Raw genomic sequence first — 13,785 nt, 5'->3', positions numbered from 1 at the left:
GCCTGCCGGGGCAGCGGAATCCGCTGGGCCGGAATGAATGCTGAAAGGCGCCACAACGAGGAGGAGAGACGATGAACAGGAGCAAGCTGGTCGCGTTGACGATGATTGCCGGCGGATGCGCGCTCTGGTCGCAGCTTGCGGCCGGGCAGGAAACCCAGGCCGGCGCCGGCATCAAGCCCCGGCCGATGCCGGCCACGCTGGGAACGGCGAGCCAGCAGATGCTGGACGCGGCCTCGAAAGACAGCAGCAACTGGCTCATTTCCAACGGCGACTACGCGCAGACCCGGTATTACCCGTCGCAGCAGATCAACGTCAAGAACGTCGGCAAGCTCAGGCCGGCCTTCGTATTCCAGACCGCCGTGGTGGAGTCGATGGAAACCGCGCCCATCGTGCTCAACGGCGTGATGTTCCTGACCACCTCCTTCAATCATGTCTATGCGATCGACGCGGTCACCGGCGAGGAATTCTGGCACTACAAGCACAAGCCCGGGCCGGTGACGACCTTCTGCTGCGGGCCGAACAACCGCGGCGTCGCCATCGCCGGCGACAAGCTCTACATGGGCACGCTGGACGCCAAGCTGGTCGCGCTGGACGCGAAGACCGGCAAGAAGCTGTGGGAAACGGAAATCGCCGACCCGGAAAAAGGCTATAGCGAGACGATGGCGCCGGTGGTCGTGGACGGCAAGGTGCTGATCGGCACCAATGGCGGCGAATACGGCATCCGCGGCTTCGTGAAAGCCTTCGATGCCGAGACCGGCAAGGAAATGTGGACCTTCTACACGATACCGGAGCAGGGCCATGAAGGCGTCTGGGCCGAGAAGGATGCGACCGGGCGCGACATGCACCGCGATATCGCCGCGGAAAAGGCGGCGCTGGCCAAGAACAGCAAGTTCTACGAGACGCTGGGCGGCGGCGTCTGGATGGCGCCGGCCTTCGACCGGGCGACCAATACGCTGTTCTTCGTCGCCGGCAATCCGTCGCCCGACCTGTACGGCGCCGAGCGGCCAGGCGACAACCTGTACACGAACTCGATGATCGCGATCGACGCGACCACCGGCAAATACAAGTGGCATTCGCAATACATCGCGCATGACGTCTGGGACCTGGACGCGGTCAGCCCGCCGATCCTGGTCGACGTGAAGGATGAAAAGGGCCGGATGATCCCGGGCGTGATCCATGGCGGGAAGACCGGCCATATCTACGTGCATGACCGCAAGGACGGCCGCCTGATCCGCTTTTCCGAAGCCATGGTGCCGCAGGAAAACATGTGGACGCTGCCGACCGCAAATGGCGTGCGCATGCTGCCCGGCGCGAACGGCGGCGTCGAATGGTCGCCGATGGCGGTGCATCCGAAGGCCCGGCTGGCGTACGCGGTCAACCTGCACCAGCCGATGACCTACCAGGTCGAGGCCTCGCCTTATCCCGGCGGCAAGCTGTGGCTGGGCGGCGCGTTCAAGAACGTCCCGGGCGAGGAGCAGGCCGGCAATGTCACCGCGGTGAACATCGACACCGGCAAGATCGCCTGGCAGGCCAAGACCGAGCAGCCGATGATAGGCGGCGCGCTGGCCACCGCCGGCAACCTGGTGTTCGCCGGCGAAGGCAACGGCTGGTTCAAGGCCTATGACGCGATGAACGGCAAGATGCTGTGGAAGTACCAGTGCGGCGCGGGCGTCAATGCGCCGGCGGTGTCGTACACGGTGAAGGGAAAGCAGTACATCGCGGTGGCGGCGGGCGGCAACACCCAGCTCGACTTCAAGCGCGGCAACAGCGTGTTCGTCTTCGCGCTGTAGCCGGCAGACAGCAGGCGCGGCAAGGATGCCGCGCCTATCCACTTTCCATACCATGAAGAAAATCCCGCTTGCGCTGATGCTGTCGCTATTCCTGCCCGCTCTCTGCGCCGCCGCCGACCCGGATGCCGACGCCGGCAAGCGCAAGGCGGAAGCCTGCGTCGCCTGCCACGGCCCCGCCGGCAATTCCAGCGGCGGCGCATTCCCGACGCTGGCCGGCCAGACGTCCCGCTACCTCTACCTGCAGCTGCGCGACTTCAAGGAAGGGCGGCGCAAGGACCCGTCCATGTCGCCGGTGGCGGCCGCCCTGTCGAAGGAAGACATGCAGGACCTGGCCGCCTATTTCAGCGCCCAGAAACAGGCGGGGAACGGGTTCAAGCCCGACCCGGCCAAGGTGAAGGCCGGGGCGGCGAAGGCAAGCGAAACATTGTGCGCGATGTGCCATCTCGGCGAGCTGAAGGGACAGAACGAGATCCCGCGCCTGGCCGGGCAGCAGCCCGACTACGTGATCAAGCAGCTGAAGGATTTCCGGGAGCGCAACCGCACCAACGACGCCGGCAACATGACCAGCGTGTCGAAGAACCTGAGCGATGACGACATCGCGAACCTGGCGCACTACATCGCCAGCCTCTACTGATATGGCAGCACCCTATCCGACGCCCGGCGTCGGCGCCCGTTGCCCGGTCAGGAACCGAGCACCGTGACCACCACGCTGCGGCGCTGCGGCGCGGCGCGGTGCTCCCACAGGAACACGCCCTGCCAGGTGCCCAGCAGCAGCCGCCCGCCGCCTACCGGCAGCGTCAGCGCGGTGTCGGTCAGCACGCTGCGCGCATGCGCGGCCATGTCGTCCGGCCCTTCCAGGTCGTGCCGGTAGCCGGGATCGCCGTCGGGCGCCAGCCGCCCGACGATGGTCTCCAGGTCGCGCCGCACGTCCGGGTCGGCGTTTTCCGTGATCGTCAGCGAGCAGCTGGTGTGCTGGACGAAGACATGCGCGATGCCGCATTGCACGCCCGACCCGGCGACAGCGCAGGCAATGGCGGACGTAATGTCGCGCGTGCCGCGCCCGGTGGTGGAAATCGTCAGTACGGACTGGTGGGGCATGGGCTTTGTCCTGGGTGGGAAAGTGGATGATGGCATGCGCGGCAGGCGGCCGTCGCGCGGCCATCCCGCCTGGCCGGCCGGTCAGGCATACGCCGCCGACGCCTGCCGCAGCTTCTCGATCGCGTCTTCCTTGAATTTCGCTTCGACCTCGATCCACGGCGCCTGCTCGAAGGACGAGGGCATCACGTCGATCAGGTCGGCGTGGCCGCGGTCGTTGAAGGCGGCGCGGCCGTTGGAGATGTGGACCAGCTGCAGCGACGGGTCGGGCCAGGTCGCGCGCGCCTTCGCCAGCATCGCCGCGACGTCCGGATGCTCGTAGTCCGGCAGGCCCTCGTGGACGATGTGATGATGGGCGTCGAACACCATCGGCACGCCGGCCGCCATGCAGATCGCGTGGATCTCGTCGCCGCTGTAGGCGTATTCATCGTTCTCCAGGCCCAGCCGCAGCCGTATCGGGTCCGGCAGCCGCGCGATCGCCTCGACCAGCTGCTGGCTGCGCGCCGACTTGCCGCCGTGGATCTCGATCAGCGCCCACGGCGAACGCGGCTGGCGCAGCAGGTCCATGATGTCCGCATGCATCTGCAGGATGCCGATGCTGTTGGCCACCACCGTTTGCGAGTCCGAATTGAGGACGACGAACTGGTCCGGGTGCATGACGAGCCGGATATTCAGCTCGGTGGCGCGCGCGCCGGTCTGCCCGACCTGGTCGGCCAGCGCCGTCATCGCCTGTCGCCCGACCGGCGTGTCGTAGAACGGGAAGAGCGAGGACGGCATCCGGTACAGCGCGATGTTCCTGGCCGCGCAGTAGGCCAGCGCGGTGTCCAGGCGCGCCAGGTTGTCGCGGTACAGCGCGTCGAGCAGCGCCTGCTGCTGCGCCTCGTCGTTTTGCAAAAGGCGGGTGCGGGTGATCGTGCGGTAGCGCACTTCCTGGGAATGGGTGATGCAGACGAGTCCGAGCTGTGAGGGCATGGCGGGCAAATGGTCGCTGTAGAAGACTGTTCGACGGCAATGTTGGCGCAATGGTTCGCCCGTCACTGTTGCAATGCAGGAAATCCATCAAAATCTGCTTACAAATTTGCTGACGACGCCTGTTCAGTAACGGCGACGCATGGCGTATGCTGGTTTGCTGACCTGCTTTCTTGTCGTCCCCATCCCCGGCGACGTTTCACCATGAACAACACCGATCCACATGCAGCGCCCGCTTCCTACAAGTCCGCGCTCGAGCGCGCCGGCCGCCACGCGCTGGCGGAACACACCCGCCTCGAAGGCTGCGAAATCATCGGCCTGATCGGGGCCGGCGACTTCAGCATCGTTTATCTTGCCTACGACTATGCGCTGGCGCGGCAGGTCGCCGTGAAGGAATACCTGCCCGCCAGCATCGCGACGCGGGGCGCGAACGGCCAGGTCACGGTCCCCGCGCCGGCCGACCGCGCGCTGTTCGACCTCGGCCTGCGCAGCTTCCTCAGCGAAGCCCGGCTGCTGGCCGGATTCAATGCCGCATCGCTCGTTCGTATCCTGCGCTTCTGGCAAGCCAATGGAACCGCCTATATCTCGATGCCGTTCTATGACGGCGTCAAGCTGGAGGATGCGGTCGGCAGCGGACGTTTCGACGCCAACGAGAAGCGCGTCCGGCAGGTGCTGGCCGCGCTGTGCGACGCGGTCGAGCCGCTGCATCGCGTCCACTGCTATCACCCCGACATATCGCCGTGCAATATCCTGCTGCTGCCGGACGGCCGCCCGCTGCTGCTCGACTTCGGCGCGGCGCGGCGGGTGGTGCGCGGCCATGCCGAAGGCGCCGCGGCGGCGCTACGGCCGGGCTTCGCGCCGGTCGAGGACTACGAGGACATCCCCAATCTCAAGCGCGGCCCGTGGACCGACGTCTATGCGCTCGGCGCGGTCGGCTATTTCCTGATGACCGGCAAGGCGCCGCCGCCGGCGACGGCGCGGATGGCGGACGACCGGATGACACCAGCCCGGCAGGCCGGCGCCGCCCGCTACAGCGAGTCCTTCCTGGCCGGGCTGGACCAGGCGCTGGCCGTGATGCCGCAGCAGCGGACGCAGTCGATCGCCGACCTGCGCCGGGCGCTGGGCCTGACCGCGCAGGGCGACTGGGCCGACAACGCCGACTTTTCCACCGTGCGCGCGCCGGAAACGCAGGCGGGCCATGCGCACCATGCGCACCCGGCCCATGGCGGCGGCGTCAGTCCGTGGCGGACCAGCCGCCGGCCGGGCATGAAGACCGCGGCGCTCGGGCTGGCCGTATTCGCGCTGGTGGCGGCGGCAGGTTTCTGGGGCGTGCGCCGCGCCGAGCCGCCTGCGGCCGGCATCCAGTCCGCGGCCCCGCCGGTGGCGGCCGCCGGCAAGGCGGCGGAGATGCCTTCGCCGGCCCCGGCCCCGGCGGCAGCGCCGGCGCCATCCCCGGCGCCGGCGCCGACCGCGGGCCGCACCGCCGAACGCCCGGCCTCCGCGGCGGAAGAAAGCCGCTGGAATGTCGCATCGAGCCTGAACAACGCTTCCGCCTACGAGAACTACCTGGCCGAGTATCCGAATGGCCGCTATGCGCCCCTTGCGCGCGCGACGCTGGAAAACCTGCGCGCCGCCGCGAACCAGGGGCAATCGATCGCCGACCCGGCGCTGCAGGAAGAGTCGCTGTGGAACGCGGTGCGCAAGATCGACAAGCCGCTGGCCTATGAATCCTTCCTGAGGAAATACCCGAGCGGCCGCTATGCATCCGCGGCGCGCAGCAGCCTGGCGCGGCTGCGGCCGGCCCTGCCGGAGACGCGCCCGGCGTTCGAGCCGCCGGTGGTCGACGCCAGCCGCCGCCCCGACGTTGGCGTCCCCGCAACGCGGCAGCCGGGCCTTCCCGCCGCGGCCGCGCCGACGCCTGCGGCCACGCCGCCGGCCAGCGCGCCGGCGGCCCAGGAACGGGTGGCGGCAGCCCGGCCCCAGTCGACGCCCGCGCCCGCCGCCGCGCCGCAGGCAGCGGACGCTGCGGCGGATGTCGAGGCCGAACAGGAATCACCGAGCGCAAGCGTACCGGCGCGGGAGCGGCGCACGCTGCGGCTGGCCAACCAGGTGATGACGGGGAATTTCTCGCCGGACCCGGTGTCCGGCCTGATCTCCGGCACCGGACGCATCGTCTGGGACAACGGCGACCAGTTCGACGGCACCATGGTGCGCGGCCAGAAGGAAGGCAGGGGCGAATTCCGCTGGTCCAACGGGCAGCGCTACCAGGGAGACTGGTCCAGGGACCAGCCCAACGGCAAGGGCAGCATCCGATTCCCGAACGGCGACCGCTACACCGGCGACGTGCGCAACGGCCTGCCCAACGGCACCGGCACCCTGGTCTTCGCCAACGGCAACCGCTACCAGGGCGACGTCCGGGACGGGCAGCCGAACGGCAGCGGCGTGCTGACCTTCGGCAACGGCAACCGCTACCGGGGCGAGGTGAAGGACGGCCTGCCGAATGGCACCGGGACCAACCGCTATGCCAACGGCGACGTCTATACCGGCTCATGGCGCCGGGGCAAGAGCGAAGGCCAGGGCCGCTATACCTGGGCCAACGGCAATTACTGGGAAGGCGAGTTCCGGGACGACGCGAAGACCGCCAACGGCAGGATGTCGCTCGCGTCCGATGCGCCCAACGGCGCCGTGGACGCGCCGCGCGGCAGCACGGCCAACGGCGGCATCGACGAGGAACGCGGCGCGAGCGCCACGGCAAGGTAGCGCCGCCTGGTTAAAAGGGCGGCGCTGCCGGCGCGCATTGCGGCCGGGGCCCTGGCCGTCGGCTTGCACGCCGATTCGTGCCAGTCCCGATTCATCCCGTACCGAACGAGATCGATAGGTCCGATTCGTCACCGTGGTTCGCGGTTCGTAGTGTGTAATGCGCTTGCACTTATTAGACCCTACAGGGGTTCGTCGCACCTTATGAACCGCGTTGGAATCAAGGCCGCAAATAAAGACGCCGCGTGTCATCGGACACGCGGCGTCTCTTTATTGCATTGCCCGGCGCGACGGCCAGAAGCCGTCGCGCCGGCTCACCGCATCAGCGGACCACCATGTGCGTGAACGGCGACACGTAGGCCTGCAGCGTGATCAGCAGGCCGACCAGCACCGCCAGCGCGATCGAGTGGAAGAACACGTAGCGCAGGATGTCGCCCTCGTGCCCGTACCACTTGGTCGCGGTGGACGCCACGACGATGGACTGGGCGTCGATCATCTTGCCCATCACGCCGCCCGAACTGTTGGCGGCCGCCATCAGCACCGGCGGCAGGCCAAGCTGCTCGGCGGTCGTGCGCTGCAGGCTGCCGAACAGAACGTTGGCCGCCGTGTCCGAACCCGTCAGCGCGACGCCCAGCCAGCCCAGCAGCGTGCCGAACATCGGGTAGAACACTCCGGTGTGCGCGAATGCCAGGCCCAGCGTCGCGTCCAGCCCCGAGTACTTGGTCAGGTAGCCGACGCCGAACATGGCGCAGATGGTCAGCAGGGAATAGCGCACCAGCTTGATGGTCTCCCAATATTCCCTGATCATGCGCGGGATCGAGTAGCCCATCATCAGGCCGGCCGTGATGGCCGAGACCAGGATGCCGGTGCCGGCCATCGACAGCACGTTGAAGTTGAACACCGCGGCCTCGGGCGACGGCTTGCCGACGACCGGCGGCATCTTCACGACCATCTTGTCCAGGCCAGGCACCGCGTAGGTGAAGGCCCACAGCGCATCGAGCATCTTCTTGAACACCGGGATGCCCCAGATGAATACGAACACCGACAGGATGACCCAAGGCGCCCAGGCGCGGACCATGCTGATGCCGGCCGTGTCATTGCCGGCGGCGGCGAGCGCACCCGGCGGGATGTCGTTCATCGAGGTGTCATGGCGGTTGACCAGCGCGGTCGAGGTCCAGATTTTCTTCGGCTTCCAGACTTTCAGGAACAGGGTCAGCGAGCCCATCGAGACGATGGACGCGATCACGTCCACCAGCCACGGGCCATGGTAGTTCGACACCAGGAACTGCGGCACGGCGAAGGAGACGCCGGCCACCAGGATCGCCGGCCAGATCTCGCGCATGCCGCGGAAGCCGGCGAAGGCCCAGATCAGCCAGAACGGCACCAGCAGGGAAAAGAACGGCAGCTGGCGGCCGATCATGGCCGACAGGCTCAGCAGGTCGAGGCCGGTGACCGCGGACAGCGCAATGACCGGCGCGCCCAGCGCGCCATAGGCGACCGGCGCGGTGTTGGCGATCAGCGCCAGGCCGGATGCCGCCAGCGGCGAGAAGCCGAGGCCGATGAGGATGGCGCCGGTGACCGCGACCGGCGTGCCGAAGCCGGCGGCGCCCTCGAAGAATGCGCCGAAGCAGAAGGCGACGAGCAGCAGCTGCAGCCGGCGGTCTTCAGTGATGCCGCTGATGCTGTTCTGCAGCACCTTGAAGTAGCCGTTGAGCGTGGTCAGTCGGTGCAGGAAAATAATGTTCAGCACGATCCAGCCGATCGGGAACAGGCCGGCGGCGATACCGTAGCCCGCCGCCTTGCCGGCCATTTCCACCGGCATGCCGAAGACGAGCGAGGCGATGCCTATGCCCACCAGCAGGGCCAGGCCCGCGGCGAGGTGCGCCTTCATATGGAAGAAAGCCAGCGCGGCCAGCAGCACCGCCACCGGAATGCCGGCTGCTAGGGTCGAAAGCGCGAAGCTTCCCAATGGGTCGTACACCTGCTGCCACATGTTGTTGTCTCCTGGATTCGTCATTTACTGAGGACTGGCATTCGAAGAAGCCCGCGGCGCGCGCCGCGGCCGGGCCATGCGCATGCCGGAAAGCAGGACCGCCGCGCCGCGCCGATGGCGCGGGCACAGCCGGGCCTGCTTCCGCCGCGAAAAGCCTCTTGAATGCCAAACGCCGGGATTGTGTCCCGAACTCGAACAGGCGTAGATGATTTCTGCTAAAGGTCTTGATGAAAAATAATCACTTCCCTTTTGCAGGACCGCCCGGTCAACCGCTCAGATCGACCGCTGGTTCACGCGGCGCGACAGTTCTTCGGCGTTTTCCTTGCGTTCGCTGTAGCGGTCCACCAGGTAGGGCGCGACATCGCGGGTCAGCAGCGTGAACTTGTACAGCTCCTCCATCACGTCGACCACGCGGTCGTAGTAAGGCGACGGCTTCATCCGGTCATGCTCGTCGAACTCCATGAAGGCCTTGGCGACCGAAGACTGGTTGGGAATGGTGATCATGCGCATCCAGCGTCCCAGCACGCGCATCTGGTTGACCGCGTTGAAGGATTGCGAGCCGCCCGAGACTTCCATGACGGCCAGCGTCTTGCCCTGGGTCGGCCGGACCGCGCCGATGGCCAGCGGTATCCAGTCGATCTGCGCCTTCATGATGCCCGTCATCGCGCCATGCCGTTCCGGCGAGCACCAGACCATGCCTTCCGCCCACTGCGCGAGGCTGCGCAGCTCCTGCACCTTCGGGTGGGTGTCGGGCGCATCGTCCGGCAGCGGCAGGCCGCTCGGGTCGAAGACGCGGACTTCCCCGCCCATCGCTTCGAGCAGCCGCGCCGCCTCGTGCGTGAGCAGGCGGCTGAACGACCGCGCCCGCAGCGAGCCGTACAGCAGCAGGAAGCGCGGCGCATGCGTCGCGTTGCCAACGGCGGCGAAATCGGAACGGGTGGGAACGACAAACAGGTCGTCGACGAGATTGGGAAGGGCGTTGTCGGGCATCGCGGCAGTCATTATTGTTGGGGTTTCAGGTTGGGTTGTCTGCTTCATACCAGCGCTGCGTCCGGTTCACAACCGCGACCACCAGCAGCATCACCGGCACTTCGATCAGCACGCCGACCACGGTCGCCAGCGCCGCGCCGGACTGGAAGCCGAACAGGCTGATGGCGGTCGCCACGGCCAGTTCGAAGAAGTTGGAGGCGCCGATCAGGCTGGACGGCCCGGCCACGCAATGCGCGACGCCAAGCTTGCGGTTCAGCAGGTAGGCCAGCCCGGCGTTGAAAAACACCTGGATCAGGATGGGCACGGCCAGGATGGCGATCACCACCGGCTGGCTGGCAAGCGCCTCGCCCTGGAACGCGAACAGCAGCACCAGCGTCAGCAGCAGCGCCGAGATCGAATACGGCCCCAGCGCCGCGACCGCGCGTTCCAGCCGGCCTGCGCCGCGCGACAGCAGCCGCCTGCGCAACCCCTGTGCCAGCACGACCGGGATCACGATGTACAGCGCCACCGAGGCCATCAGCGTGTCCCACGGCACGGCGATCGCGGACAGGCCCAGCAGCAGCGCCACCAGCGGCGCGAAGGCGACGATCATGATCGCGTCATTGAGCGCGACCTGCGACAGCGTGAAATAGGGGTCGCCCTTGCAGAGCTGGCTCCAGACGAACACCATCGCGGTGCATGGCGCGGCCGCCAGCAGGATCAGGCCGGCGATATAGCTGTCGAGCTGGCCGGGAGGCAGCCAGTCCGCGAACACATGGCGGATGAAGAGCCAGCCCAGGAACGCCATGCTGAACGGCTTGACCAGCCAGTTGATGAACAGCGTGACGCCGATGCCGCGCCAGTGGCCGCCCACCTTGTTCAGCGCGCCGAAGTCTATCCTGAGCAGCATCGGGATGATCATCACCCAGATCAGAATGCCGACCGGAATATTGACCCGGGCGAATTCGACGCGGGCGAGCGCCTGGAAGGCGGCCGGATATGCCTGCCCGAGCAGGATGCCGGCGACGATGCACAGCGCGACCCAGACCGTCAGGTAGCGCTCGAAGAAGCCGATGGCCGGCGCGGCGACGGCCGGGGACGCGGCCGTCATTCGGCGCTTCCCGGCGCGCAGGCGGCCGCCGTGACGGGCGAGCACGGATTGCCGCCGCAGCAGTTTTCGGTCAGGTAGGCAATCACGCCGTTCATCGCCTCGAACCGGGCGGAATAGAAGATCTGCCGGCCCGCATGCCGCGCGTCGATCAGGCCGGCGCGCACCAGGTCTTTCAGGTGGAAGCTGAGGGAAGAGGGCGTCACCGCCAGCCGGCCAGACAGCGTGCCGGCGGTGAGGCCCTCGGGGCCGGCCTGGACCAGCTGCCGGAATACTTCCAGGCGGCTCTCGTGGGCCAGCGCATTTAGTGCCGTGACAATCGTTTTCGCATCCATGCCGCCGATTGTACGACACTTCTCATTTATTTCAACGATACTTGAAATAAAAAGCGCCTCTGATCGCCTTGGCCCCGGTTGGCGTGGATCAAGCATGCGGCCGGCCCAGGGTCAACAATGGAATGCCCGCACCAAGACCCGACCATGCGCCCGCCGGCACGGCGCGCCAGACAAGGAATCATCGTGAACACTGAGCGAACGGCATCGGCATCCATGAGGGCATGCCGGCCCGGTCCGTCGGCGCAGCGCCGTGTCCTCCGGGTGGCGGGCATGCTGGCCATCGTCATCGCGGGCAGCGCACCGGACGCGATCGCGCAGAAGGCCAGGCCGGAAGACACCCTGAAGTCGGCGACCGATACCGCCAACAAGATCCGGGAAGCGACCGGCGGCAAGCCGGCAGCCAAGCCGGTCCCGTCCGGCAACCCGTGCGCAATCCTGTCGTCCTCCGATGTGCAGAAGGCGTTTCCAGGCGCGAAGGCCGGCGAACGCAGCACGCGGCTGGAACAATATGGCATCACCGAATGTTCGTGGAAGGGACCGGCGGGGCAGGTGGTGCTGGCCGTCCAGGAGTCCATGTCCGAGGGCACGGTCAAGGATGACGTGATGGGCATGGCGATGGGTTTCACCGATCCGCTGAAAGCGAATTCGACCAGCAACGTCCGGTTCGAGTCCTTCAGCGGCCTCGGCTATCCGGCAATGGGATTCGTCGAAAAGGCGGACCCGGCGCGCAGCATACTCGGGGATGGGGCATTGCTGATCATGCGCGACGGCCAACGCACGATCTCGCTTGGATCGGCCGAACTGCCGCAGCGCGACCGCGCCGCCGCGCTGAAGGTGCTGGACGACCTCGGGAAATCCGCGGCGAAGCGGTTCAAACAGTAGCGGACTGGAGGGGTAACGCGGCGCCTGCGCTGGAACGGCGGGCGCCAGGCAGCCGCTAGAACTCTTCCCAGTCCGAGCCGGTCGCTGCCGGGACGGCGGCCTGCCTCGGACGGGATACCGCCGCCGGCACGGCCGCGGACGGTGCGCGCCGCACGGCCTGCACCAGCGCGCGCGGGATCGCGGCAGATGCCGCAGACAGCGCCGGTTCGCTGTCCACCCTGAATTCGCCGACCGCGCGCTTGAGCTGCTGCGACTGGTCCTGCATGGACTCCGACGCGGCCGCCGCTTCTTCCACCAGCGCCGCGTTCTGCTGCGTGACCTGGTCCATCTGCGCGATCGCCTGGTTGACCTGCGCGATGCCGGCGCTCTGCTCGGCGCTGGCCGCGCTGATTTCCGCGACGATATCGGTCACCCGGCGGATGCTGGCCACCACGTCGCCCATCGTCCTGCCGGCCTGGCCGACCAGCGCGGTGCCGGTGTCGACCTTGGACACCGAGTCGCCGATCAGGTCCTTGATTTCCCGCGCCGCCGCGGCCGAACGCTGGGCAAGGCTGCGCACTTCGGTTGCCACCACGGCGAAGCCGCGTCCCTGTTCGCCGGCCCGCGCAGCCTCGACCGCGGCATTGAGCGCGAGGATATTGGTCTGGAACGCAATGCCGTCGATCACCGCGATGATGTCGACGATCTTTTTCGACGACGCATCGATCTCGCCCATCGTGCTCACCGCCTGCGCCACCACTTCGCCGCCGCGCACGGCGACATCGGCCGCCGCGATGGCAAGCTGGTTGGCCTGCTGCGCATTGCTCGCATTCTGCTTCACGGTGGCGGTCAGCTCTTCCATCGAGGACGCGGTTTCCTCCAGCGAACTGGCCTGCTGCTCGGTGCGGGACGACAGGTCCTGGTTCCCGGACGCGATCTCGCCCGAGGCGGTGGCAATGGTCTCGGTGCCGGCGCGGACCTGGGAAACGATGCGCAGCAGGTTGCCGTTCATATCCCGCAGCGCATGCTGCAGGTCGCCGATTTCGTCTTTCGATGTCACGTCTATCTTGCCGGTCAGGTCGCCGTCGGCCACCCGCCGCGCCGCCGCGACAGCCCGCCGTATCGGCCCGGTGATGCTGGCGCTCAGCGCCCAGCCGCACAGGATGCTCAGCGCGAGCGCCAGGCCGGAAAGCGCGATCATCTCGACGCGGCTGGACGCCTCGACCGCGACGATCTGGCGGCCCTTGCCATCCAGGTAGTCGCGCTCAAGCTTCAGCAACTCGTTCGCCGCGGCGACGAAGCGCGCCGCGGTGGGAATGAACTTCTCTTCGAGGACCTTTGCGGCTTCCACAGTGTTGCCGGCCACCTTGAGCTTCATGACCTCGACACGCGCCGCGGTGTACAGCGCTCGCTGGTCCGCGATCTTCCGGAAAGCCGCGATCTCCTCGGCGGTGCCCATCAGCGGTTCTATCCGTTTCAGCAACTCGGCCGACTGCTTCGCCGAAGCCTCGGTATCGGCCGCAAAGAAAGTGGCCAGTGACGTGTCGCTGCTCTTCGCGATCGCAACGATGCGAACCACCGCGATGCCCATCTGGGTGGTCCAGTCGCTGATCATGCGCTCCTTGGCGATGGTCACTTCGACCATTTCATGCGACGCCTTGGACACCGCATTCAGCTTGACCAGGCCCACGGCCGTAATCAGCGCCGACAGCAGAAAAAGCGCGGCGAAACCAAGGCCCATGCGCTTTCCGATTTTTAGATTTTTGAGAGAATTCATGAAAGGTTCTTGCGGATAATTAGGCTTGCAGCAAACGATCGAACGGAAAACTTCACACAGCAGCGGCATATCCCGGAGGAATTCGCTGCACGGATTATACGCACACTTGTTTCTATGAGGAAACTAAGCGA

11 protein-coding genes are annotated in these 13,785 nt (G+C 67.0%); 4 read left to right on the top strand and 7 right to left on the bottom strand.

Going from position 1 to position 13,785, the window contains the following annotated elements; translation table 11 throughout:
- Nucleotides 1-101 precede the first annotated feature (101 nt).
- Both QOL82_RS12105 and QOL82_RS12100 read left to right on the top strand, forming a co-directional pair.
- Complete coding sequence (locus tag QOL82_RS12105) at nucleotides 102-1,790, top strand: pyrroloquinoline quinone-dependent dehydrogenase (protein ID WP_430438476.1); 1,689 nt, start codon at nucleotides 102-104, stop codon at nucleotides 1,788-1,790.
- Between the two features lie 25 nt (nucleotides 1,791-1,815).
- Entirely contained in the window at nucleotides 1,816-2,424 is a 609-nt protein-coding gene (locus QOL82_RS12100; RefSeq protein WP_430438475.1) for a c-type cytochrome, read from the top strand.
- A 47-nt stretch (nucleotides 2,425-2,471) separates the two neighbouring features.
- Here the strand turns inward: QOL82_RS12100 and QOL82_RS12095 are convergent, their stop codons facing one another.
- Together QOL82_RS12095 and QOL82_RS12090 are read right to left on the bottom strand one after the other, a co-directional pair.
- Nucleotides 2,472-2,888, bottom strand: a complete 417-nt coding sequence (locus tag QOL82_RS12095) for a secondary thiamine-phosphate synthase enzyme YjbQ (protein ID WP_283442526.1) — start codon at nucleotides 2,886-2,888, stop codon at nucleotides 2,472-2,474.
- A gap of 81 nt (nucleotides 2,889-2,969) precedes the next feature.
- Nucleotides 2,970-3,857, bottom strand: coding sequence for an apurinic/apyrimidinic endonuclease family protein (locus QOL82_RS12090; RefSeq protein ID WP_283442525.1), 888 nt, complete (start codon nucleotides 3,855-3,857; stop codon nucleotides 2,970-2,972).
- Nucleotides 3,858-4,058: 201 nt separating this feature from the next.
- Here QOL82_RS12090 and QOL82_RS12085 point away from each other — a divergent pair, with 201 nt between their 5' ends.
- Entirely contained in the window at nucleotides 4,059-6,614 is a 2,556-nt protein-coding gene (locus QOL82_RS12085) for a serine/threonine-protein kinase (RefSeq protein WP_283442524.1), read from the top strand.
- Nucleotides 6,615-6,933: 319 nt separating this feature from the next.
- Here the strand turns inward: QOL82_RS12085 and QOL82_RS12080 are convergent, their stop codons facing one another.
- The 4 genes from QOL82_RS12080 to QOL82_RS12065 form a co-directional block, all read right to left on the bottom strand.
- Nucleotides 6,934-8,604 (bottom strand): L-lactate permease, encoded by a 1,671-nt coding sequence (locus QOL82_RS12080; protein WP_283442523.1) that lies wholly within the window; start codon nucleotides 8,602-8,604, stop codon nucleotides 6,934-6,936.
- A 273-nt stretch (nucleotides 8,605-8,877) separates the two neighbouring features.
- The gene (gene arsH, locus QOL82_RS12075; protein WP_283442522.1) at nucleotides 8,878-9,594 is read right to left on the bottom strand and encodes an arsenical resistance protein ArsH; all 717 of its coding nucleotides are present in this window, start codon (nucleotides 9,592-9,594) and stop codon (nucleotides 8,878-8,880) included.
- Between the two features lie 25 nt (nucleotides 9,595-9,619).
- Entirely contained in the window at nucleotides 9,620-10,684 is a 1,065-nt protein-coding gene (arsB, locus tag QOL82_RS12070; RefSeq protein ID WP_283442521.1) for an ACR3 family arsenite efflux transporter, read from the bottom strand.
- Nucleotides 10,681-11,016, bottom strand: coding sequence for an ArsR/SmtB family transcription factor (locus QOL82_RS12065; RefSeq protein ID WP_283442520.1), 336 nt, complete (start codon nucleotides 11,014-11,016; stop codon nucleotides 10,681-10,683). The genes arsB and QOL82_RS12065 overlap by 4 nt, the downstream gene beginning before the upstream one ends.
- A gap of 183 nt (nucleotides 11,017-11,199) precedes the next feature.
- Between QOL82_RS12065 and QOL82_RS12060 the strand changes: the two genes are divergently transcribed.
- Nucleotides 11,200-11,898 carry a hypothetical protein gene (locus QOL82_RS12060; protein ID WP_283442519.1) on the top strand — a complete coding sequence of 233 codons (699 nt, stop codon included), beginning with the start codon at nucleotides 11,200-11,202 and terminating at the stop codon, nucleotides 11,896-11,898.
- A 55-nt stretch (nucleotides 11,899-11,953) separates the two neighbouring features.
- On the opposite strand, the gene QOL82_RS12055 is transcribed toward QOL82_RS12060, so the two are convergent.
- Nucleotides 11,954-13,654, bottom strand: coding sequence for a methyl-accepting chemotaxis protein (locus QOL82_RS12055; protein ID WP_283442518.1), 1,701 nt, complete (start codon nucleotides 13,652-13,654; stop codon nucleotides 11,954-11,956).
- Nucleotides 13,655-13,785 lie beyond the last annotated feature (131 nt).

The organism is Noviherbaspirillum suwonense, assembly GCF_900182955.1.
In the GTDB taxonomy this organism is placed as follows: Bacteria; Pseudomonadota; Gammaproteobacteria; order Burkholderiales; family Burkholderiaceae_D; genus Noviherbaspirillum_A; species Noviherbaspirillum_A suwonense.
This window is presented reverse-complemented; position numbering and strand designations above follow the sequence as displayed.